Source organism: Dictyobacter halimunensis, assembly GCF_036245075.1.
The window spans coordinates 1,407,333-1,429,819 of sequence record NZ_BSRI01000002.1; the positions used below are offsets into that span (position 1 = coordinate 1,407,333).

General features: G+C 57.0%; 18 protein-coding genes. 13 read left to right on the top strand and 5 right to left on the bottom strand.

The genetic code is table 11. The features are described from left to right. The 10 genes from AABA21_RS19875 to AABA21_RS19920 all read left to right on the top strand — a co-directional run bounded on the left by AABA21_RS19875 (position 1) and on the right by AABA21_RS19920 (position 11,364). On the top strand, positions 1–1,167 hold the full coding sequence (locus AABA21_RS19875; protein ID WP_338253189.1) for a glycosyltransferase family 4 protein: 1,167 nt from the start codon (positions 1–3) through the stop codon (positions 1,165–1,167). Between the two features lie 9 nt (positions 1,168–1,176). Continuing rightward, positions 1,177–2,295: a glycosyltransferase family 4 protein gene (locus AABA21_RS19880; RefSeq protein ID WP_338253190.1), complete on the top strand. Its 1,119-nt coding sequence runs from the start codon at positions 1,177–1,179 to the stop codon at positions 2,293–2,295. Positions 2,296–2,544: 249 nt separating this feature from the next. Beyond that, entirely contained in the window at positions 2,545–3,438 is an 894-nt protein-coding gene (locus tag AABA21_RS19885) for a hypothetical protein (protein WP_338253191.1), read from the top strand. Positions 3,439–3,453: 15 nt separating this feature from the next. Next, positions 3,454–3,726 (top strand): hypothetical protein, encoded by a 273-nt coding sequence (locus AABA21_RS19890; protein ID WP_338253192.1) that lies wholly within the window; start codon positions 3,454–3,456, stop codon positions 3,724–3,726. Positions 3,727–3,799: 73 nt separating this feature from the next. Then, a complete protein-coding gene (locus tag AABA21_RS19895) occupies positions 3,800–4,054 on the top strand; it encodes a hypothetical protein (protein WP_338253193.1) in 255 nt (84 codons plus the stop codon). A 195-nt stretch (positions 4,055–4,249) separates the two neighbouring features. After that, positions 4,250–6,097 (top strand): S9 family peptidase, encoded by a 1,848-nt coding sequence (locus tag AABA21_RS19900; RefSeq protein WP_338253194.1) that lies wholly within the window; start codon positions 4,250–4,252, stop codon positions 6,095–6,097. Positions 6,098–6,222: 125 nt separating this feature from the next. Further along, complete coding sequence (locus AABA21_RS19905) at positions 6,223–7,173, top strand: ribose-phosphate diphosphokinase (protein WP_338253195.1); 951 nt, start codon at positions 6,223–6,225, stop codon at positions 7,171–7,173. Between the two features lie 121 nt (positions 7,174–7,294). Further along, positions 7,295–8,491, top strand: coding sequence for a protein kinase domain-containing protein (locus tag AABA21_RS19910; protein WP_338253196.1), 1,197 nt, complete (start codon positions 7,295–7,297; stop codon positions 8,489–8,491). Between the two features lie 223 nt (positions 8,492–8,714). Beyond that, on the top strand, positions 8,715–10,064 hold the full coding sequence (locus tag AABA21_RS19915; RefSeq protein WP_338253197.1) for an FHA domain-containing protein: 1,350 nt from the start codon (positions 8,715–8,717) through the stop codon (positions 10,062–10,064). An 82-nt stretch (positions 10,065–10,146) separates the two neighbouring features. Next, positions 10,147–11,364 carry a protein kinase domain-containing protein gene (locus tag AABA21_RS19920; protein ID WP_338253198.1) on the top strand — a complete coding sequence of 406 codons (1,218 nt, stop codon included), beginning with the start codon at positions 10,147–10,149 and terminating at the stop codon, positions 11,362–11,364. Between the two features lie 48 nt (positions 11,365–11,412). Here AABA21_RS19920 and AABA21_RS19925 read toward each other — a convergent pair whose 3' ends face one another. Together AABA21_RS19925 and AABA21_RS19930 are read right to left on the bottom strand one after the other, a co-directional pair. Next, positions 11,413–11,895, bottom strand: a complete 483-nt coding sequence (locus AABA21_RS19925; RefSeq protein ID WP_338253199.1) for a response regulator transcription factor — start codon at positions 11,893–11,895, stop codon at positions 11,413–11,415. A 197-nt stretch (positions 11,896–12,092) separates the two neighbouring features. Beyond that, entirely contained in the window at positions 12,093–14,243 is a 2,151-nt protein-coding gene (locus AABA21_RS19930) for a GAF domain-containing protein (RefSeq protein ID WP_338253200.1), read from the bottom strand. Positions 14,244–14,931: 688 nt separating this feature from the next. On the opposite strand from AABA21_RS19930, the gene AABA21_RS19935 reads away from it, so the two are divergent. Further along, the gene (locus AABA21_RS19935; RefSeq protein WP_338253201.1) at positions 14,932–16,059 is read left to right on the top strand and encodes a hypothetical protein; all 1,128 of its coding nucleotides are present in this window, start codon (positions 14,932–14,934) and stop codon (positions 16,057–16,059) included. 295 nt (positions 16,060–16,354) lie between these two features. Beyond that, entirely contained in the window at positions 16,355–17,554 is a 1,200-nt protein-coding gene (locus tag AABA21_RS19940; protein ID WP_338253202.1) for a hypothetical protein, read from the top strand. Here AABA21_RS19940 and AABA21_RS19945 read toward each other — a convergent pair. Both AABA21_RS19945 and AABA21_RS19950 read right to left on the bottom strand, forming a co-directional pair. Beyond that, positions 17,539–18,489 carry a dihydrodipicolinate synthase family protein gene (locus AABA21_RS19945; RefSeq protein WP_338253203.1) on the bottom strand — a complete coding sequence of 317 codons (951 nt, stop codon included), beginning with the start codon at positions 18,487–18,489 and terminating at the stop codon, positions 17,539–17,541. The two genes, AABA21_RS19940 and AABA21_RS19945, sit on opposite strands and share 16 nt — an antisense overlap. Positions 18,490–18,596: 107 nt before the next feature. Further along, positions 18,597–19,499, bottom strand: coding sequence for a J domain-containing protein (locus tag AABA21_RS19950; RefSeq protein WP_338253204.1), 903 nt, complete (start codon positions 19,497–19,499; stop codon positions 18,597–18,599). A gap of 96 nt (positions 19,500–19,595) precedes the next feature. Between AABA21_RS19950 and AABA21_RS19955 the strand changes: the two genes are divergently transcribed. Further along, on the top strand, positions 19,596–20,288 hold the full coding sequence (locus AABA21_RS19955; RefSeq protein WP_338253205.1) for a DUF6062 family protein: 693 nt from the start codon (positions 19,596–19,598) through the stop codon (positions 20,286–20,288). A 157-nt stretch (positions 20,289–20,445) separates the two neighbouring features. Here the strand turns inward: AABA21_RS19955 and AABA21_RS19960 are convergent, their stop codons facing one another. Beyond that, complete coding sequence (locus tag AABA21_RS19960; protein WP_338253206.1) at positions 20,446–22,476, bottom strand: glutamate synthase-related protein; 2,031 nt, start codon at positions 22,474–22,476, stop codon at positions 20,446–20,448. Positions 22,477–22,487: the final 11 nt, after the last annotated feature.

Below are 22,487 nucleotides of genomic sequence, written 5' to 3' on the forward strand. Positions count from 1 at the left end.
ATGAAGATCGGCATCAATGCGCAGTTCTTTCAATTCCCCGCCACCGGTAGCGGACAGTATCTCTCTCACCTGCTCAACGCGCTGGCTGAAGTGGATGATCATAATGAGTATGTCTTGCTAGGACCCCGTTCGCTGCCACAGCTGCCGGTGCAGACATATCCCTACCGTGTCCACGCGGTCCCGTCGCTGGCGGCGCGCAATGAAAATATCGAGAAGGTGGTCTGGGAGCAATGGACGAGTCCGCTGGCGGCGCGCAAGGAGCATGTTGATCTCTTGCACGTCCCCCACTTCGCGCCCCCTCTCTTTCCGCCCGTGCCAACCGTGGTGACTATCCACGACGTGATCCCACTGCGCCTGCCCGCTTACCAGCCCAACAGTAAGGTCAAGGCATATACCAGTCTGATCGCGCGCTCGGCCCACCGGGCCAGTATGGTGATCGCACCTAGCCAGCATGCGCGGCAGGATATCATCGATGCGCTGAAGCTGCCGCCTGAGCGTATCCGTGTCATCTATGAGGCCGCCGGTGATGAATATCAGCCGGTGACCGATCCTGCCGTGTTAGCCGCCGCGCGCGCCCGCTATGGTCTGGGTGAACGCTACATCTTCTACCTCGGAGGACTGGATCAGCGCAAGAATGTGCCGCAACTGGTGCGCGCTTTTGCTCGTCTGCATGCCCAGGTCGGCGATCCCAATCTGCAGTTGCTGATCGCGGGCAATCCGGACAAGCAGAAGGGCTCGCTCTTCCCCGATCCACGCCCGGTGGCCGCCGATCTGGGTATGAGCGGTCAGATCACCTATCGCTTTATCGAGGAAGAGGATAAGCCCGCCATCTATAGCGGGGCCAGCGTTTTTGTGTTTCCTTCTCTCTACGAGGGCTTTGGACTCGATCCGCTGGAGGCGATGAGTTGTGGAGCGCCGGTGGTCTGCTCTAATCGTACGTCGCTGCCAGAGGTGGTCGGGGACGCTGCCATCAGCGTCGATCCCGAGAATGTAAAGGATCTGGTGGATGCCATGCAGCGCGTTCTGACCGATGAGGCGCTGCGCTCAGATCTACGTGCCCGTTCTCTTCAGCAGGCGAAGCGCTTTCACTGGCACCAGGCGGCACAGCAGACCCTGGCCGTCTATGAAGAGGTACTGGCACATAAAAAAGCTCGTAGAAAAAACTAAAAGGGACTGATGATGCGTATTTTGATGCTTTCCAAGGCTCTGGTCGCCGGGACCGCGCAGCGTAAACTGGAAGAGATTGCCCGGTGTCCTGATGTCGAACTGACCCTGGTTACCCCTCCGTACTGGCAGAGCGATGATGGGAGCAAGCAGGTGCTTGAACGCCTCTACACCGAGGGCTATCGCATGATCGTAACGCCGATGGCCTTCAACGGCAAGTTCCACTGGCACTACTACCCAAAGCTAGGCCAGATTATGCGCGAGGTGCGGCCCGATATCGTGCACATCGACGAGGAACCGTATAACCTGGCGACCATCCAGGCAATGTACCTGGCACAGAAGCAAGGGGCACGGGCGCTCTTCTTCACCTGGCAGAATCTGTATCGCCGCTATCCGCCACCGTTTCGTCAGATCGAGCTGTACAATTACAGGCACGCGGCACTGGCCATCGCCGGCAACCGCGATGCCTCGGAGGTCCTGCGCAAGAAAGGCTACCAGGGTCCCATCCGCGTCATCCCGCAGTTTGGCTTTGATACCGATATCTATAAACGTAGCGCGCCCCGGCCACCGCGCGAGGCTGGCGCACCCTTCACCCTGGGCTTCATCGGTCGCCTCAAAGAGGAAAAAGGACTGCACCTGATGGTGGAGGCGTTGACCCACCTGCCCGAGTATTGCCAGGTCGTCTTTGTCGGCCACGGTCCCATGAAGAGCCCGCTGGAAGAACTGGCCGCGCGACTGGGCGTCAGCCAGCGCGTCATCTTCAAGCCGGGAGTCCCCACCGACCAGGTACCTGGCGAGATGGAGAAGCTAGATGTCTTCGTGCTCCCCTCGCTCTCGCGCCCCAACTGGATCGAGCAGTTTGGCCGCGTCCTGGCCGAATCGATGTCCTGTGAAACGCCCGTCATCGGCTCCAGCAGCGGAGAGATCCCCTACGTGATTGGAGATGCCGGCCTGATCTTTAAAGAAGGCGATGCTCTGGACCTGAGCCTGAACGTACGGAAGCTGCTCGAAGATCCCCAGCTCTACAGCACCCTGGCGCAGCATGGTCGCCAGCGCGTCCTCGACAACTATACCCAGGCACAGATCGCCCGCCAGACCTACGAAGCCTACCAGACCATCCTCCAGAAATAGCAAACACCGGGCGCCCCTCATGGGCGCCTTCCCTCAATTTTCCATGTTTCATTTAATGCATCGAAAACATTTTTGTCTTTTCAGCTTTGCCCAAATCATATCTATTATTGTCAAATTTTTTCAACACGTTTATTATTAGATTTCTTTAATATTCATGCTAAAACACTTGCATTATTGCGGAGTTTAAAGTATCATATAGATACATTTAATATATGCAATATTTCCAAATCTAAATCTGGAGCCTTTAACATGCAAAATAACCCTAATCATTCTGAGCAGCCCAATTATCCTTTTTCATCTAATCAATACAATCAGCCTAATCAGCCTTTCTCGCCCAATCAGCCATCGCAACCCGGCTACCCATCGCAACAGCCCGGGTTTCCACCTCAAGGATACCAGCAGCAACCCTATCCAAACCCCTATGGGGCGCCAACAACCCAAAACAGTACCCTTCCAGGTACTTCGGTACCCAAAGCCAATTCGCTGGGCAAGACCTGGGGGTGGTATAAGCGACAGCGCAATATTACCAAGCTGGGTGTTGGGTGTGGATCGCTCTTTGTCCTTCTGATGTTTTGTTCCCTGTGTTCTGTTGCGGTCCAGGGAGCTTCTTCTTCATCCCAACAAACAGCGACAGCGGCCACGCCAACCATCGAGACCACCCCAACTGCCAAACCTGCTGACACACCATCCCCTACTCCGAAACCAACACCAACGCCGAAACCAACACCAACGCCCAAGCCAACCCCTACCCCCAAACCGGTCCCAACCATATCACCGGCCCAAGTTGAGGCCAATGACAAGCAGACCTATAGCGATACGACTATTGCCAACATCGACAAAGATGGCAATCAGGGTTTTGGCAAGTTATATCATTTTACCTGTACCCTGGTAAAATTTGTGAAAGACGACCAGGGAAATACGGCGGGTGCCAACGTAGATGACCCCAACAACCCTGGCACGTTCGTTCAGATCGCCTTCCCGGACGGGACCGATCTGAGCAAACTCAACGAAAACGACACGATTGAAGTGTGGGGAATAGGTGGTGGCGTTGCCACCGGACAAAATGCCTTTGGCGGGACCGTTCAAGAAGCAACTGTGGCAGTAAACTATATTACGGACACAACGACCGGGTACCAGAAGTAAAAGGAAGGACTTCCTATGAATACACCACAATCCATGGTGACCAGGAACTACACCAAACCTGCAATACTGACCCTAGTGCTGTACTGCCTGCTCTGGCTCCCTGGCTGTATTGTCAACATCATCTACCTGCAAAAAGCACAGGCGACAAAGCGCATGACTGGGGTACAACCTGGTGGCTATGGCTGCCTTCTGACGCTCTTCATTGTTTGCGGTGCTCTGCCTCTGGTATTCAGCATACTGTTTGCCCTGCTGGCTCTGATCAACCCATCGGCTGCTGGCTTTCATTAAAACAAGAACCAGGAAAGAGAGGTCATCGCGCCTCTCTTTCTTGTTGCCAGCACTGTATATTTTTCTCAGAATTATGTCCTCTACCTCACATCAGACCACCCTACCAAGAGCCATCCTATCCACCAACCCTATCTGCTGCCCCAGACTCTATTCCGATTCCCCCTGCCTCCTGGCTGGAAGAAGCGGTGCATCGACAGGTGAGTATCCAGCTCCTGCTCTGGCCGGCTCTATCGTCTACGAGGTGCCCAGCGCGCAACACAATTTCACTCTGCAGTTCACGCCCGATATCACAAGTAACGACATGGCAAACTGGGACTTCTCGGTCTAATTCATCAACAGACGCAACACTCTCTGACGACACCGCCCCGGCAGCGCGTATACATATACGCGCTGCCGGGGTCGTTTTAGCGTTCGATCTCAACTTTCCCCCATGGCCATACGTAGAAGTAACAGAATGTAGCATGTAGCATGTTTCAGCGGGCATAGATTGCTTCGCTATCATAAAGAAAAGAGAGGAATTTGTATGACAGTTTCAAACAGGACCGAGTTAATCCCACGCCGTATATTGTTTGGAAATCCGGTCAAGGCCAGTCCTCGCATCTCGCCCGACGGGACGCGGCTGGCGTACTTGGCCCCCGTGAACGATGTGCTCAACGTGTGGGTCGGCGAGGTCGGCAGCGAGGAGTCTCATCCGGTCACCAATGATACGGAGCGCGGGATCCGGTTTTATTTCTGGGCCTTCGATAATAAACATATTCTCTACGTTCAGGATATGGGCGGCAATGAGAACTGGCGCCTGTACGCGACCAACCTGGAGACGCGCGAGACACGCGACCTGACGCCATTTGAAGATGTGCAGGTACAGATCGTCGATCAGGATAAGCACTTCCCCAATGAGATGCTGATCGCGATGAATAAAGAGAATCCCCAGGTTCACGATGTCTATCACCTGGATCTCTCCAGCGGCGAGCTGACGCTGGTGGCGCAGAATCCCGGCAATGTGGCGGGTTGGATCGTGGATACACAGTTCAAGGTGCGCGGCGCCATGGCCGCCCGGCCCGATGGCGGCATGGATCTGCTGACGCGCAAAAGCGAGCAGGACGAGTGGCAGCACATCCTGGGCTGGGACTCCGATGACGCGCTGACCAGCGGGGGCCTGTTCTTCAGTCAGGACGGCGAGTCGATCTATCTGCAGGATTCGCGCCAGTCCAACGCGGGCCGCCTGGTCAAATTGAACCTGGCCAACAACGAGCAGAGCGTGATCGCCGAAGATCCACAGTACGATGTCGGCGATGTAATGGTCAACCCGGATACCTATGAGATCCAGGCCGTAGCCTTTAACAAGGACCGCGTCGAGTGGCAGGTGCTGGATGAAACGATCCGGCTCGACTTCGATCGCATCCATGAGATCCACCAGGGGGACTTCTCGATCGTCAGCCGCGATAACGCCGATGAGACCTGGATCGTGGCCTTCATCGCCGATAATGGTCCGGTTCCCTACTATGCTTACCACCGCAAGGATCAGAGCGCGGACTTCCTATTCGTCAATATGCCTGATCTCGCCGAGTATACGCTGGCAAACATGCAGCCGGTGACCTACCAGGCGCGCGACGGCCTGACCATTCATGGCTACCTGACTCTGCCAGTTGGGGTGCAACAGAGCAACCTGCCGCTGATCGTCAACGTCCATGGTGGACCCTGGGCGCGCGATAGCTGGGGTCTTAATCCCGAGGCGCAGTGGCTGGCCAACCGTGGCTACGCCTGCCTGCAGATCAATTATCGCGGCTCAACCGGCTACGGTAAGGACCATCTGAACGCCGGAGATAGAGAATGGGGCCGCAAGATGCATTACGACCTGGTCGATGGCGTCGAGTGGGCGGTCAAGCAGGGCATCGCCGATCCGAAAAAGGTCGCCATCTATGGTGGCTCTTATGGTGGCTACGCCGCGCTGGTCGGGGCGACCTTCACTCCGGACCTGTTCGCCTGCGCCGTCGATATCGTGGGTCCCAGCAGCCTGATCACCCTGATCCGCACCATCCCTCCCTATTGGTCAACGGCCCTGGCCACGTTCCAGCAGCGCGTGGGCAACGTCGATACCGAGGAGGAGTTCTTGAAGTCGCGCTCGCCGCTGTTCGCGGTCGACAACATCAAGATCCCGCTGCTGATCGCCCAGGGTGCCAACGATCCACGCGTCAAACAGTCCGAGGCCGAGCAGATCGTGGAGGCGATGAAGAGCAAGGGCATCAACTACGAGTATATGCTCTTCCCTGATGAAGGTCATGGCTTCGCCAAACCCGAAAATCGTCTCAAATTCTACGCGGCCGCCGAAAAGTTCCTGGCCCAGCATCTGGGTGGACGCTACGAAGAGTAGCCATGAAGCACTCTGACATAGAGGTACCGCTATGTCACTTCCTTGAGAGCCCATCCGTTAGAGAATGTGGAGCCCTGCATCTCTACGGATGTACTCCCAGGGGTTCAAGCAAGGGAAACTGAGTTATGAATGACGACCCGATGTTGATCTTTGCAGGCAGCGGGAGTCCACGGCTGACGGCTCGCATCTGTGAATATTTACATCTTCCACAGGGCAAGAACGAGACCCTGCACTTCTCTGATGGCAACACCTTTGTACGCGTCCTGGAGAATGTGCGCGGACGGCGCGTCTACCTGGTGCAGTCCACCATCTTTCCGACCAACGATACGTTCATGGAGTTGCTGTTCTGGATCGATGCCTTCAAACGGGCGGGGGCCGACTCGGTCACGGTCATTATTCCTTATTTTAGCTATGGTAAAGGTGACAAAAAAGATGAGCCACGCGTCTCTATTCGTGGTCGCGTCTGCGCGGACGCCATCGAGGTAGCCGGGGCCGATCGCGTGGTCACGATGGACCTGCACGCACCCCAGATTCAGGGCTTCTTCCATCGTCCAGTGGATAATCTCTACGCCCTGCCTGTGCTCTGCAATCGCATCAAGGCCATGAACCTGCCCGACCCGATCATCGTCTCGCCCGATGTAGGCTTCGCCAAACAGGCCCGGCGCTATGCCTCGCACCTGGGAACGCCAATCGCCATCGCCTACAAAGAGCGACTGGCCCACGACGAAAAGGCGGTCGTGATGGAGGTCATCGGCGATGTACGAGACAAGACCGCCGTCGTGGTCGACGACTTCACCACCTCCGGCGGCACCCTGGTCAGCGTCGCCAACCTCTTGCTAGAACAGGGCGCGCGTGAAGTCTACGCCGCCGTCACCCATGGCGTCCTGACGGGCCGAGCCATTGAGCAGATCGAAAACAGTCCCATCAAACGTCTCTTTATTACCGACACCGTCGAGAATCACCCGGTCCAGTTTACCGCGAAAATCGAGGTCGTCTCTGTAGCGCCACTCTTTGGTGAGGCCATTAAACGCATTCACAATCGGGAGAGTATCAGTGAAATGTTCAAAGGCGTGTAAGGTCAGACATTGGTCACGAAGGGGAATCTACCAGCCATCACGGCAAGCATCATGACACAAGTGAATGGATGGTGTATAATGTAGCCGCTAACAGTAGCCTATTATTAGAGGAGTTCACGCCATGAATGGTGACATGATAGGTCGTGTCATCAAAGGTCGCTACAAACTAATCGATGAACGCGGTCGGGGCAGTTTTGCCACCGTCTATGTCGTACGCGACCTCGGAGACAACCGGATCTACGCGCTCAAGGTCATGCATCTAGAGCTCTCGGGAGACGGCGAACTGCTAGCGCGTTTCCAGAGAGAGGCACACATTCTCTTAAATCTGAACGATTCTCACATTGTACAGATCTTTGACTATGGAAACGATAACAACATGCACTATATCGTGATGGATTATATCGACGGTCAAAGCCTGAAGTACTACATGATTAATCAGGGTCCCATGGAGCCGATACGCGCCATTAACTATGCGCGCCAGATTACCGAGGGCCTGGACACGGCGTATAAACAGGGTGTAGTGCATCGAGATATAAAGCCACAGAATATACTTATTAATAGCAAGGACATTGTAAAGATAACCGACTTCGGCCTGGCCCGTGGCCGGGACACTGTTACACTGACGCAGTCGAATGTATTTATGGGCACTGCCTACTATATTTCGCCTGAACAGGCCGAAAGTGGGCGTTTAGCAGATACCCGCTCCGATCTTTATTCGGTGGCGACTGTGCTCTTCGAGATGTTGACGGGGCGTCCACCTTACGAGGGGGATACCGCCGTAGATATCGTAATCAAACATATCAACGAAAAGGTGCCGTCGATCTGCCGCCTGCGCCCCGATCTGCCGCTGGAGATGGATGCATTTATGCAGCGGGCCCTGGCGAAATCGCCGGATGAGCGCTTTGCGACCCCTCAGGAATTTAATGCCGCCCTTGAGCGACTCACCCAGCAATTGCCACCACCCAGGCCGGTGAGCGCGGGTGACAACAAAAAGACACCCGCGCCTCCAGCAAGGGAGGCACGCGTCGTCGTAATATCCAGTGGGCAGAGCATTCCATTAAAGGGGGATAAAATGGTCGTTGGTCGTCAGGACCCTACCCTGGGTATCTATCCAGAGATCAATCTGGCGGATAAAACAGTAGGGCGTCGTCACGCCTACCTGCGCAACCAGCAAGGGGTCTATACCGTCGAAGACCTCAATGCCCTGAATAAGACTCGTTTAAACGGAGTGACCTTGACACCACACGAGGAACGTACCCTTAAAGATGGTGACATTCTACGCTTTGGGAGCGTCGAGGTACGTTTTGAATTGCGCTAATTAGAGGCTAATTATTCGATATTCTTACTCATTCGCTAATACGCAACATTGCGCTCGCCGTGGTGTGAATAGCACTGAGTCGCAGTTGTAGGGGTACCTGGGATGGTGCCCGATCCAGATCGGGTGGCGTGTCTCGTCTGTAGTCTGGTCAGGCTGAGGAGATCAGCCGGGCTACAAATGGCGAGTGTTCTCGCTGCCCCTACGCTTAGAGGGGTGAACTGTTATGAGAGAGCCATATTTGACTATCTTTGCTGCCCTGGGCAGCCTTATTCCAATGCCTGTTCTCATCGGAGCCATCATCGCCGTTGCTGTTATTCTGGCCCTTGGTGGCGTATTCTTGTGGCGCAGCAACAAAGGCAAAACGCCGAAAGCGCCAATCGGCTCCGGCGGGACCAGCGATTGGCAGCGCCAGGCTCAACCGGGCGCCTGGAATCAGAATCAGCAGCAGGGGTCGTCCGCCTGGAATCAGCAGGGGGCCCAGGGGCAGAATCCATGGGGCACATCCGGTGCCGGCGCCCAGCAGAATAGCTGGGGAGGCGCCTCCGGCGCGCCTGCTCAACAGCAACAGCAGCAGCAAGCCAATGCCAATCCATGGGGCGCATCCCCGGCTCAACCCGAGCAGAATCCATGGGGCGCACCCAGTCCTTCACAGCCCTCATGGGGCAACGCGCAGCAGCCACAGCCGCAATCACCGGCGCAGGGGGCCAATCCATGGGGCGCAACCCCGGCTCAGCCCGAGCAGAATCCATGGGGTGCATCCAATAATCCGGCGCAACCAGCTGCTAACCAGCCGTGGGGTACATCAAGCCCTTCACAGCCCGGCTGGGGCAATCAGGGCAATCAGGGCAATCAAGCTCCCTGGAACGCACAGGGTGCCTCCGCTCCCGCTCAGGATCCATGGGGAGCCGGCCAGCAGGGACAAAGTGGCTCAGGCCAGCAGTGGGGGGCCCCGGCGGCCAACGCGGCCTCACAGCAGGCGCAGACCGCCTATGGCGGAAATCCAAACGCGGGCTGGAATCAGCCGCAGCAACCACAGCAACCGCAGCAGCCACAGCAGCAGGCCGATCCATGGGGCACGCCTACGCCCAATCCCAAGCCACCTTCCGCGCCATTCTCGAATCCTTCTTCGGTCCCACCGTGGCAGCAGCCCAACCAGGGCGGCTTCGGTCAGGATCCCAACGCCATGTATGGTGGCGGCGGCGCCGATAACGAGAAGACGGTGCTGCGCTCACAGGGTCCCCAGATGGGTGTCAATCCGCAAATGGGCGGTGGCGTCGGCTTTGTGCGCGTAGAAGAGGGGAAAGAGCCTGGCCGCATCTATGAGATTCGCAAGGAGTCATTGAGCATGGGCCGTAGCCGTGAAAGCGATATCTTCCTGGAAGATCTGGCCGTGTCGCGCCTGCATGCCTCACTTGTCAATATGGGCAATGGTAGTTATGCTTTAAAGGACGAAGGCAGCGCCAACGGCACCAAGGTCAATGGGCAGCTCGTCAACAAATTCCAGACGTACCCATTGCAGGAAGGGGACCGCATCCAGCTTGGGCAGACCGTTCTCGTGTTCGCCAAGAAATAAGCGGAAACGCTTCTGACCGATGTCAATGTCTATACTACGCTCATACACTAACGCCATTTAGAGAGGGAAAGGGGCCACGCAGGTGTACTGCCCGGATGGAACCAAGCAGCAGCCATCAGCGTGGCCCTATGACATGATGCAGCAAGACGATCTGATTGGAACAACGCTCGGCAATTACCGTATCCTGGAGGCTCTGGGACAAGGGGGAATGGCTCGGGTATATAAGGCCCACCAGGAGAACCTGGGCCGCGATGTGGCGATCAAGGTCCTGCCACCGTGGTATGCGGCTGACCGTAGTTTCGTTGAGCGCTTCAATCTGGAGGCCAGGTTGGTCGCGTCGCTCACGCATCCGAATATTGTGACCGTTCACGATGCGAACGAGCAATATGGTCATTTGTATATTGTAATGCAGCTTGTCGATGGGGGAACCTTAAAACAGCGCTTCGATAGATTTTTATTGGAGAAGCGAGCGATCGATACGGCTGAGTTGATCTCTATTTTTGTGCAGTTGTCCGACGCTCTGACGTACGCCCATGGTCAGGGGGTCATCCATCGCGACATCAAACCGGTCAATGTGCTGATGGATCGCTCGGGGCGCCCAATCCTATCGGATTTCGGTATCGCCAAGGTGCTGGCCAGTACGCAGATGAACCTTACCCGTCCCGGCGCCGGTGTAGGTACGCCGGAATATATGTCACCAGAGCAATGCCAGGGCGGGCCCGTGGATGGGCGAGCCGATATTTATGCGCTGGGCGTCATGCTCTATGAGGCGGAGACCGGGCGTACACCGTTCGTGGCGGATAACTATCCGGCGCTGGCCCATAGCCATATCTATGAGCAGCCACCGCATCCACGCGCGCTCAATCCACTGATCCCACCGGCTATAGAACACATTATGTTGAAGGCCCTGGCCAAAAATCCTGCTCAGCGCTATCAGACGGCGCGCGAGATGGGTGACGCCCTCAATCAGGCGCTCGTGCAGATCAACAATCCGTCCCAGTCAGCTATCGGCGGCATGTTTGGACAGGCACCGATGGGTGGAGGCAACTTTATGCCGCAGCATCTCCTGCCATCTCAGCCCCCGATCGCCCAACCGCCCCCGCCACACACACCGACGATGGTCGATAGTCGCCAGCAGAATGTACTCTTCACGTGCTTTAATTGTCAGCACTTAAACAAGCCTCAGATGCGCTACTGTACGCGCTGCGGCTATCTGCTCAATCAATGCACCGTCTGCGGCGAGCGTAATCCGGTCGGCAACCGCTTCTGCACGCGCTGTGGACAACCACTGGCCATCTAACATCGTCGGCCCAGCCGAAATAAAATACAGCCGGACACTCCCGGTGCGTCAATAGACGAACTCATCCGGCTGCATAGAGGTCAGGCGGTCAAGGGTTCTGCGTTGCTCATCCATCCGTTTGTGGTGCAGCATAGCCCTTTGTTCGGCCGATAAGGATAACAGGGCTCTGACGCGCTCAACAATCACGCTGGGCTGCGTAGGCTTGGTGAGGTATTCAATCGCGCCCTCTTCAAAACCCTGCATCTGATCCGTCAAATGGACCAGGGCACTGACGACCAGCACGGGGATACCGGGCAGCAGATGGTTATTGCGGAGCCAGTGCAACACATCCCACCCCGACCCCGGCTGCATGACCAGGTCGAGGATGATCAGGTGGGGCTGAAATTCTGGAATGGTGCGTATGGCCTCCTGGCCATTTGAGGCGACCGCGACCTCAAAACCATGGTGCCGTAAAAAGAAGCCCAGAACCTGCTGGATAGCCTGTTCATCTTCAACGATAAGAATCCGATTCTTCTGTGGTGCCTCATACATACTAGTTTACCTCTACTATCCACCAGCCTGCTAAATAGAAACCAACATTGATAAACATCACTGTATCGCGTCACTCGACGCGGCGGGCATACACGTATGGTAGGCGCATCTCTCCCTGCTGATATGTTGATCCCCTCCTTTGGGGACGTTCATACGCCAGCACAGAGGGTGTCGCGGTGTGGCAGATCTGAACCACGCTACGAGGTACGACTGCGCCTTACCAGGGGAAAGCGAACTTCTGAAATGGTGCGCTCAACCGGTTCGTTATTTTCTTGCGCGTTACGGTTTGACAGCGTGACCATGCCACGGCGCAAGGAAAATTTTCCATCGAGATCGCCGATCAGATGCTTGATAAGCGAGAGGCCCAGTCCTTCGGAACTGCCCTCGGCGTTTTCGTCAAAGGAGAGCTCAAAGGCTGGTCCGACGCCGTCGTCCAGCACTTGGACGGTAACCATGCCATCCTCTTCCAGGCCACGAATGATGATGGAACCTTCATTTTTATTCGCCATACCGTGCTTGATCGAGTTAGAGATCATTTCGTTGATGACCAGAGCCAGCACGGTCACGGCCCGCGAGGGGATAACGATCGGGCTGGGCTCGACCTGGAAGGTAATGCGCTTCTCGGGCGGGCACAGGTTGGCGTGGGCGACACCAACGATCTTGCGCGCGATCTCGTCGACGCGCGCCTCGCTGACATCCTCGTGGGCCAGCAGATCATGGGTTGAAGCCAGGCCCTGCACGCGGTTGACGCTTTCCGCCAGCGTGGCCCGGATCTCGGGCGACTTGGTGCGCCGCCGCTGCAGCGAAAGGATACCGCCCACGGTCGCCAGGTTGTTCTTGACGCGGTGATGCAGTTCACGCAGCAAGACCGACTTGAGCTCCAGGCCCCGGCGCGCCTCCTCGTACAATCGAGCATTCTCGATGGCGATGGCGGCTTCATTGGCGAAGGTAATCACCAACTGCATCTGTTCAGGACTCAGCAGGTGGCGATGATTGCTATAGATACAGATACAGCCCAGCACCTTCTGCTTGACCTTGAGGGGAACGCAGAGCACCGAGTGGATCTCCGATGAGACAAAGGGATCGCTACGGATAAAACAGCTCTCATCCGCCTGGAAGCAGTCAACCGCCATGCTTGGCCGTCCGGTCTGGACTGAGCGACCGGCGCAGCACTGTCCCACGCCAATCTGGATGCTGGAGGCCAGGTTGGTATTCAGGCCATAGTGGGCCAACACATGCAGCTTCTGCCGATCCTCGTCAAGCTCGAAGATGCAGGAGCGCTCCGCCCCCGAGAGGTGAACGGCCTGGGTGGTGATGATCTGCAGCACCTCGTCAAGGTTCAGGGTCGAAGCGATAATCGACGAAACGCGGTGGATCGTCGCCAGCTCATGCACCTTGCGGCGCAGCTGCTCATCGGTCTGCTCATAGAGCCGTCCGTTTTCGATATTGATGGCCACGATGCCGGCCACCACCTCGACAAAGCTGATCTCGTCGCGGGTAAACTCGCGAGGCTCGATCGATTGTACGCTGATCACGCCGATCAGGCGCTCCGCGTTGCCGAAGAAGATAATCGGTAACGCCATCAGGCCGTGCAGATCGGTATGGTAGGAACGCGCTTCCGAGGCGAAATTGTTATCCGAGAGGGCATCGGGCATAAACAGGGGACGCCCCTTGTCGGCCACCCAGCCGCTATAGCCTTCGCCCAGGCGCAGGGTGAAATGCATCCCTCCCAGGGGACGCGGACCATTGGTGGCGCGCAGGGTCAGCACGCGTTGCAGTTCATCATAGAAAAAGATGGAGCAGAGTTCAACGTGTAGTTCAGCCGCGACTTCCTGAGCGGTAATCTCGAGCGTCTGGTCCAGGTCCATGGCCGAATTGCTCACGCCATTGATGCGCTGCAGGGCCGTCAGACGTTGCTCAAGCTGCTGGGTGGTGTGGACGCTTTCAACCTTATACTGATCGGTAACGCTCTGATATCCACGCGCCAGCGACATGACACTGATCGATTGCAGCTGCGACAGGCGGGCTGTGGCCGCAGCCAGCATGCCGGGCTGCTCCGAAAAGACCTCTTTCAGTTCATTTAAGAGCGCATCAATATATTGATGGAGACCGTTGAGGCGCCCGTCTAGCTTGCCACCCTGTTCCGCCAGCCAGCGACCGGATCGCTCAAAACGAGCTGCCAGACTTTCGTTATTAACAGCCTCATCCCCTATCAGAGCATTGAGAAGAAGCCATGCATCACTTCCCTCCTCGGGGCCATGACTATCGCCAGAAACACGCTGGAGACATGCCTGCAGGCGAGTTATGTGGGTATGTAATCCTTGCTCTACACCGTCACCTGATATCACGTTGCTTTTCCTAATCTGCTTCATGCCACACTAAAGTAGCGCGTCATCTACCATCTAACAATTCACGTGATGCGGGTCCCCTCGGTTCACCCATGGGGAGGGGCATCACGCACTCCTTTCCTGCGCTCCTCTTTCTCGTGTCACCTTTTTATATCGCCCCTTGCGGGGAGCCGTTTTTGGTGGGAACGGCCAAACCCGCACCGGTTTCCCGGGTAATGTGTGCCTCGCCGATGTTCGAAAGGGTTTCTTGAATACGGCACCGCCTCGAACCCCATCTGGCTGTTTAACCGCATTCCGTAGAGCTTGGAACTGGCAATGCATTCCAGGGTACCTATGCATTCCTTCCGAACGTAGCCCGATGGCCTTCCGAAGAAGGTCCTGGCTGGGGCTGGTCAAGTCCGGGCCTGCAATAGCTGGGCAGAAGTCACCCCTATTTACAAACCTCCGCCTTCAGGCGTGGGGATACTTGACCATTACACTTGGTCCATGTATCGTATTTTAGTTGTGCTATGAGTCAGTGTCAAGATACAGAGTATATGTTCACTAAACGCTGATCCCCGGGGAAACCGCATAACTATATGACTAATCTCCTATTCGCACTTTTTTGTTTACCACCCCTATACCTGCTTCGTCATTATAAGTAATGTCTACAGCAGGGTAGTTGTTTGATAAAGAGGTTTGTTAGAACATGAGATGCTCACAATGCGGCATGCCGCTCTCTCCATCGCGTACCAGTTGTCCACGCTGTGGAGCAACGGTTGCGAACGGGGGAATACGTCCATCGGGCAAGATCAGGCTGACTCACGATCCAGCCCCTTCGCCGTCCAATTCATTTACACCCGATAGCGCTAGCGCTAATCAGAACGCGCCAGCCGGCTGGGGTATGTTCGCCCCCGTGACGTTCCCACAGGAGCGGCCAGTTGATGTGCCACACGCCCCAGGGCAAGCTGGTCAGTTTTCCCCTGCATCTCAGCCTTATCCGCCTCCCCTGACAAATGGGCCTCTACCCGTGAATACCGGTGCGCGGCAGAATATGTATGTGCCGTCAACGCCAACACCAACCAGGCGGACTACTCCACAGGTGCCGCGTATGCCTATGCCGGCCCCGCCACCGATACAGCGACAGTCTACCCCACCCCGTCAGCCGCGCATAAAGCTAGGCTTTACGGTTGCGGGCATGTGTCTGATGGCAGGTTTCCTTATTATGGTCTTTGTTTTCATCATGGCGCAAAGTCTACAATTGACACAGAACACTGCTTCTAGCAATGCAGCACCTCAGCAATCCATGAATCAGCCGGCCGCTACACAACCTGCTACGACACCTCCTACCAGCACACCTCAAACCTCTGCGACCCAGACCCAGCCGGCCGCTACACAACCCGCCGCTACACAACCAGCCGTGGTACAGCCACAGGCGACGCCAACCACGTCGTTCGCGACCCCAACCATGCCAGCGTCGGGCAATCTCTACGTGGATAACGCCAGCCTGACCAACGGGGTCAACACACAAAACGGACAGCCGCTGCAGCCGACGCAAACCTTCCGCCTGGGTCAACTGGTATATGTAACGATGGTCGTTCACCAGCCCGCCTACAACGGCGCCATCTGCCTCAGCTGGTCCGTCAATGATCGTGCCTACCCCTATGCCAGCCCGGCAAATCCTGGTGGGGCCACCTATCTAGCGCAGACCAGCGCCTATTTCTATTACAAACCGGGCACCACCGGCCCTGGCTTTGTAGATATTTATTGGGCCAGCTCAACCGCCTGTACCGATAAAGTGCTCGTTCAACACCTGCCATTTACCATCACAGCTTAATCCATCACACACGCAAAGACAAATCCGTCGGTGCGCCCCTCGTGGGCGCAACCCACCTGGGGGTCACGGCAACCTCGGCACGCCTCTTGCAAGCACATCCAATTACTCATATAATATGCTCAACAAACGAAATCCAATAGAGAATATGCAGTCGAGCTCTTGTGGTCCATTCTGTCTCTTTCATCTGTAAAACATCAAAAAAATTATTTATGCATCAATTTCACAACGGAAGTGCGCATACAAACGCAGCAGATATGTATAACAGTCTAGTTTCATTTGCAGGAAGGAACCATTCATGACGCATTGTCAGTTCTGTGGCGCCGTATTACAATCATCACTCACCGACTGCCCATCCTGTGGAAATGCCGTGATCACTAACAACATGCAAGGAAGACCGGCTGCGAACACCACCGGCAACCCTCCGAACGCCATGCCTATGCTTCAGAACGGCCAGCCTCCTGCTCCCGCGCAGTCACCGCCATCGGCCCTGTTCAAGAAACCAGGGCAGGCTTTTTCTTTGCCCACGTCACCGGCCGCAAATAGTCAGTCTCCAGCTGGACCGCCTTCTCACTCAGGCCTGCTGGGCGGTAAGTCTTCGTCACGGCCATCCTCGCTGTCTGGCTTACAAGGACCGGGCCCCCAATTTGCACCCCGGTTGTCCCTCTCAGGTATTTCGGGCACCAACTCAGGGTCACAAGCACAGCGATCGCCACAGTCATCCCTCTCGGGCTTCCAGAATGGTGGCATCGCCGCGCAGCCACTCTCAACACCATTGCCGCCGCAGCCACCCTCAACACCATTGCCGCCGCAGCCGCTGGCGGCGATGCCGAATACTATGCAGCAAGCCGCTGGCGCGCCAGGGATACCTATGGCGGCGCTTCCCAACACGCCGCAGCCGCTGGCACCTGCGTCGCTCTGGCAACCACCACGCCAGCCAGACATGGCTTCGCGACCCGCAACGACGAACCAAAGTAAAAGTCAAGCGCGCATTGGAGTCTGGCTAACCATCTTTATCCTGTGCGCGGTCGTAGTGGGCGCCATTGGTGTATTTGCCTACCAAAGATATAGCGGCAATCCGCAGCAAGGTTCGTCTTCTTTCACGTCGGTCCAGGGACCATCGGGAACAACCAGTGTAGAGCAGGCGGCCTCGATCATCTTGCACGCCCAGACCTCGAGCGGTATTGACGCCAATTATAATCCCGTGAATCCAGGCAAGAACTTCGCGGTGGGGCAGAAAATATATATTAGTTTCGATATCCAGACCAAAACCAAACGGGGCTATATTGAGGTCAAGTGGTATAGCGGGAAGCATATAAAGGACGCCGATATGTTCGCGCACGATCCCGCGAACTCCAGTGGCTACTTCAGTACATACTATAACGCGCCAGCGCCGGGCGCCGCCGAGCTCTACTGGTGTACCCGGGCCAATTGTAGCGATGCCCAGCTGGCTCAGGTACTCACCTTTACCGTTGCCTCATATCAGAGCAATCCCTGACCTTCTTCGAGCTCTTTTTCTCTGGCGATCAGGGGGGACAGCGCCGCCAGGAGGGCGCGCTGCTCCTGGTGCGTCAGCGGCTGCAGCGGAAGACGGGGCAGGCCACCATAGCCGACACAATGCTCAAGCGCCGCCTTCAGTCCCGCCACCCCGTATTTAGAGGTCACGGCGCTATTGGCGGGGATCAGGCGCGCCTGCAGGATACGGGCCTCCTCGATCTTCTCCTGCTCAAACAGGCTCTGCAGCCGACACACGGTACGTGGAAAGACATTGGCCAGGGCGGCTACAGCCCCGATAGCGCCTCCCACCAGCGCGGGCAACAGAATATCCGCGCTGCCGGCGAAGACCTGGAAATTCGGCTCGGCACGCGCCACCAGCTGCGACAGCTTGACGATATCGCTGGAGCTATCTTTGATGCCGGTGATATTGGGATGCCGCGCCAGTTCCAGGATCAGATCGACGCTCAGATTGATCCCGGCAGCGCTGGAAGGCATGTTATAGATTAGCACCGGCAGCGGACTGGCATCGGCCACGGCCCGGTAGTGGGCACCCAGAGCCGCATCATCCATGCGACGCGGATAATATGAGGGCGGCAAAACCAGAGCGAAGGATGCGCCATGGCGGGCCGCCTGCTCGCAGTAAGCAATGGTCTGGCGCGTCGATTGCGCACCGCAGCCCGCGATGATGGGGAGTGGCTTCTCGGCGCCCCTGACCGCCGTCTCATAGCTCGCCGCCAGCAGCCGCGCGCGCTCCTCGCTATCCAGATGGACCGCCTCGCCGTTCGATCCCATCACCACATAGCCCGCGATACCGCTGCCCGCCAGACGGCGCAGATGGCGCTGTTGTGTCACAAGATCTAGATGCTGGTCGGGATCAAAAAACGTGGGAACGGGGGGATAGATACCACCCGGTAGAATTGTCGATTGGCCTGGCATAAATAGACACCCTCCTGCTCATGCGAAAGAGATATAAATATATATTCTAAGCGCATTATAGCACGCCACCCATTCAGATGAGTCGGGCAGCCGGGAGGGGTTCGTATTTACAGATGGCCGCCCAGCGCCACCAGCGCCACCAACAGCACCAGCAACAGGCACACGCCAATCCAGAGCGTGCGCATCAACAGCGCCTTCTGATTGGCTTTGTGGCGCAGCTCAGCGACGCGCTGATCCTCCGCCGGTGACCAACGAGCCCGGCCACAATAAGGGCAAAGCGGAAAGAGTTCATAGGGTGGACAAAGTCCCCCCAGCTCATCACGCCTGCCCGAGCCGTAGGAATACGAGCCAATCTCATAACGGATCTGCTCGCTCTCAAAGACGGCGTTACAGTGGACGCAACGCAGCAGCAGAAACTCGGGCCAGTCCAGGGCGTGGCAGTTGGGACAATAGCGGGGCTGCTTCTGTCCCTGCCAGCGATGGTGGCAGCGGTGACAGAAATATTGTCCCTGTGATGCTTTCGGGGCAACGCCACGCAGCATACCATCCAGAGCCAGGCGACCAGCATCAGCGGGCGCGAGTGTATAATCAAAGTCAACCAGGTTGATGCGGGCAGGTTTGCCCGACGTCAAGGTAGGAAACGCATAGTGCCGCTGGCGATCGCGCCGGGCCCCGGGCGTCACATCGCCACTCCCAGCCTTGCCGCCCCGTGGACGTACCGTGGCCGCCGGATGAGCAGCAGCATTGGATGGTGGAGCTTGATAGCCACGTCCACCACGCTCGTCCAGCAGATGCTCGGAGCGCCGGGCGTCATACTGCTTACGCTCAAGCGGATCGCTGAGCGTCTGATAGGCCTGCAGCAGCTGGCTCATCCGCTCATTGGCATCCGAGCCAGCATAGACATCGGGATGATATTGAAGCGCCAATTTCTTGAAGGCCGCCTTAATGACGCTCGGTTCTGCATCCACCGGCACCTCAAGCAACGCATAATAATCAGTAAAAGTATTCATTCGCTAATTGTGTTATAGGTACGTAAGCTGGCAATTTTTTGCAAAACAAGGTATCTTCTAGTACATAGACGAATAACTAATCAAAAGGTTGTACACATGGTCAAAACACGAGAATATCAAGCGTTGCTCAGCGCCTGTGACCGGGAAGGTTGCCTCCTTTGTAACCTGGTCCATGAGAGTGTCTATCGCTACCTGGATTCCTGGAAGTATGAACTCTTTACAGATGTAGAAATTCGGCAAGAATTGCGCGACACGCAGGGCTTCTGCCATATCCATACCTGGCAACTGGCGCGCATGGGTGCCACCCTGCCCATCGCGCAGGCATATCGCGATATTCTCTCCGACACCATTGATCAGCTACAGCAGAATGGCTCCTCCACGGGTCCATCCGGAGGACTATTGCGCCGGCTCTTCGAGAATAAGGGAGACGCCACCAATAAACCCAATTGTCCCGCCTGCAAGCAGAAAGCGCAGGCCGAGGAGCGCTACATCCACAGCCTGCGCCAGGCGCTGCTCGACGATGAATTTGTGGCCGCTCTCTCACAGTCCACCGGACTCTGCCTGGACCACTTTAAGCTGGCCAGCGAGCTACGCACCAAAGAGGTTCCCGGCAACTGGCCCCAGCGCCTGCGCCAGGCCCAGCTTACCTGTCTACAGAGATTGGACGCCCAGCTGGGCGAGTTGATCCGCAAGCACGATTACCGCTTCAAGGAGGAGGAGCGTGGTAGCGAGATGGTTGCATGGAAGCGGGCGGCCGGCCTCGTCTCCGGCGAGGACGTTCTCTCGTAGCCAGCCTGGGGGCGCTGACGCTCCCAATCTTATTAAGATAGGATGTGGTATAAACATGGCGCTTTGGCGCCATGTTTATACCACATCCTATCTTAATAAAAGAAGGGAAAAGCGGCGTTGCTCTTCCCTTCAAGATCACAAGAAATGGTAAATTGTATTAATGAGAGACGCTCAACAGACCATCGTAGTCGCTGGCGCCGATGAAGTCGCGCGCGGAGAGCGTTGAGTTCTCGGGCAGAACGCGCCAGAACTTGCCGCTGAGTTGATCCCAGTCGGCCAGGATCTCTTCGGCGTATTTGCTGCGCGTCTTGCGTGCGTGCAGCTCAACGACGTTGCGCAGGGCTTCGAGCTCGCTGCTATCTTCGATACGGTTGAGTCCAACCATCTCTGTGTTGCAGCGACCTACAAAGTGGTCCTCACGGTCCAGCACATAGGCGACACCGGCGGACATGCCGGCGCCAAAGTTCTGTCCGGTCTCACCCAGGACCACAACCATACCGCCGGTCATATATTCGCAGGCGTGATCGCCGACCCCCTCGACCACGGCGACGGCACCGCTATTGCGAACCGCGAAGCGTTCACCGGCGCGACCAGCCGCGAAGAGGTAGCCAGCCGTAGCACCATACAGGGCCGTGTTGCCAAGGATGATGTTATCCTGCGAGGCAAAGGTTGAGTCGGTTGGCGGCACGATCACGATCTGTCCACCACCCATGCTCTTGCCGACGTAGTCATTGGCGTCACCACTCAGGATCAGGCGCATGCCGGACACGTTGAAGGCGCCAAAGCTCTGACCAGCCGAACCGGTAAAGTTACAGGTAATGCTGATACCAGGCAGCCCCTCGTTGCCGTAGCGCCGGGCGATCTCACCCGCCAGGCCAACGCCAATCGAGCGATCATAGTTGTTGATCTCATGCTGAGTGATGATGCTGCGCTCGCCACGCAGGGCTGGCTCGGCATCGATCAACAGCTGCTCGGCCACCTTGGATTGTGGTACCGTCGTCTGGGCGTTGGGATCAGAGATGACCGGCAAAGAGGTCAGCAGTGGCGCCACGTCCAGATCACACTCAACCTTACCTTCCAGCAGGTCAGCGCGTCCGATAACATCCTCCAGCCGCGAGAAGCCAAGCTCGGCCAGCAGCTCGCGTACCTCTTCCGCTACCTGGGTCAGGTAGTTGATCAGGAACTGGGGACGACCGGTAAACTTGGCGCGCAGATCCTCGCGCTGGGTCGCGATGCCGGCCGGACAGGTGTTCAGGTGACACTGGCGAGCCATATCGCAGCCCAGGGAGACCAGGGCCGAAGTGCCGAAGCCGAATTCTTCAGCACCGAGCAGGGCGCCGATAATCACGTCGCGGCCAGTCTTAAAACCGCCATCGACGCGCAGCTTCACGCGCTTACGCAGGCCGTTCTTCACCAGCACCTGCTGGGCCTCGGCCAGACCACGCTCCCACGGCATACCCACGTGCTTGATCGACTGGATCGGTGAGGCACCGGTCCCGCCATCGTGGCCGCTAATCAAGACGTAGTTGGCATGGCCTTTGGCGACACCGGCCGCGATCGTGCCGACGCCGGCCGCGGAGACCAGCTTCACACCGACGCGGGCGCCTGGATTGATCTGGTGCAGATCATAGATCAGCTGCGCGATATCTTCAATACTATAGATGTCATGATGGGGTGGCGGCGAGATCAACTGGACACCAGGCGCCGTGTGGCGCAGCTTGGCGATAAACGGCGTCACCTTAAAGGGAGGCAACTGACCACCCTCACCCGGCTTGGAACCCTGAGCCATCTTAATCTCCAGCTCCTCGGCCCGCACCAGGTACTCCGGCGTCACGCCGAAGCGTGCCGACGCCACCTGCTTGATCTTACTGCTGACGGGATAGCCCTCAATGGTTTTGTGATACCACTCGGGATCTTCACCGCCCTCACCAGTATTGTTGCGTGCGCCGATGCTATTCATCGCCGCCGCGATCGTCTGGTGGGTCTCAGGGCTGAGCGCGCCCACCGACATCGCTGAAATAACGAAGCGGGAGCGGATCGACTCCATCGACTCAACCTGATCCAATGGGATTGGCTCGCGGGGTACGAACTTCAGCAGGTCACGCAGCACAGTCGCCGGTCGCTGATAGACCAGCGAGGTGAACTGCAGGTAATCTTCCTTCGTGCCCGATTGAGCGGCCTTCTGCAACGCCCGCACGA

Coding starts and splice junctions, on each gene's coding strand:
- AABA21_RS19925 (WP_338253199.1), bottom strand. CDS start 11,895: ATGTATGAGGCACCACAGAAGAATCGGATTCTTATCGTTGAAGATGAA.
- AABA21_RS19895 (WP_338253193.1), top strand. CDS start 3,800: ATGTCCTCTACCTCACATCAGACCACCCTACCAAGAGCCATCCTATCC.
- AABA21_RS19915 (WP_338253197.1), top strand. CDS start 8,715: ATGAGAGAGCCATATTTGACTATCTTTGCTGCCCTGGGCAGCCTTATT.
- AABA21_RS19950 (WP_338253204.1), bottom strand. CDS start 19,499: ATGAATACTTTTACTGATTATTATGCGTTGCTTGAGGTGCCGGTGGAT.
- AABA21_RS19945 (WP_338253203.1), bottom strand. CDS start 18,489: ATGCCAGGCCAATCGACAATTCTACCGGGTGGTATCTATCCCCCCGTT.
- AABA21_RS19910 (WP_338253196.1), top strand. CDS start 7,295: ATGAATGGTGACATGATAGGTCGTGTCATCAAAGGTCGCTACAAACTA.
- AABA21_RS19900 (WP_338253194.1), top strand. CDS start 4,250: ATGACAGTTTCAAACAGGACCGAGTTAATCCCACGCCGTATATTGTTT.
- AABA21_RS19940 (WP_338253202.1), top strand. CDS start 16,355: ATGACGCATTGTCAGTTCTGTGGCGCCGTATTACAATCATCACTCACC.
- AABA21_RS19905 (WP_338253195.1), top strand. CDS start 6,223: ATGAATGACGACCCGATGTTGATCTTTGCAGGCAGCGGGAGTCCACGG.
- AABA21_RS19890 (WP_338253192.1), top strand. CDS start 3,454: ATGAATACACCACAATCCATGGTGACCAGGAACTACACCAAACCTGCA.
- AABA21_RS19935 (WP_338253201.1), top strand. CDS start 14,932: ATGAGATGCTCACAATGCGGCATGCCGCTCTCTCCATCGCGTACCAGT.
- AABA21_RS19955 (WP_338253205.1), top strand. CDS start 19,596: ATGGTCAAAACACGAGAATATCAAGCGTTGCTCAGCGCCTGTGACCGG.
- AABA21_RS19875 (WP_338253189.1), top strand. CDS start 1: ATGAAGATCGGCATCAATGCGCAGTTCTTTCAATTCCCCGCCACCGGT.
- AABA21_RS19885 (WP_338253191.1), top strand. CDS start 2,545: ATGCAAAATAACCCTAATCATTCTGAGCAGCCCAATTATCCTTTTTCA.
- AABA21_RS19880 (WP_338253190.1), top strand. CDS start 1,177: ATGATGCGTATTTTGATGCTTTCCAAGGCTCTGGTCGCCGGGACCGCG.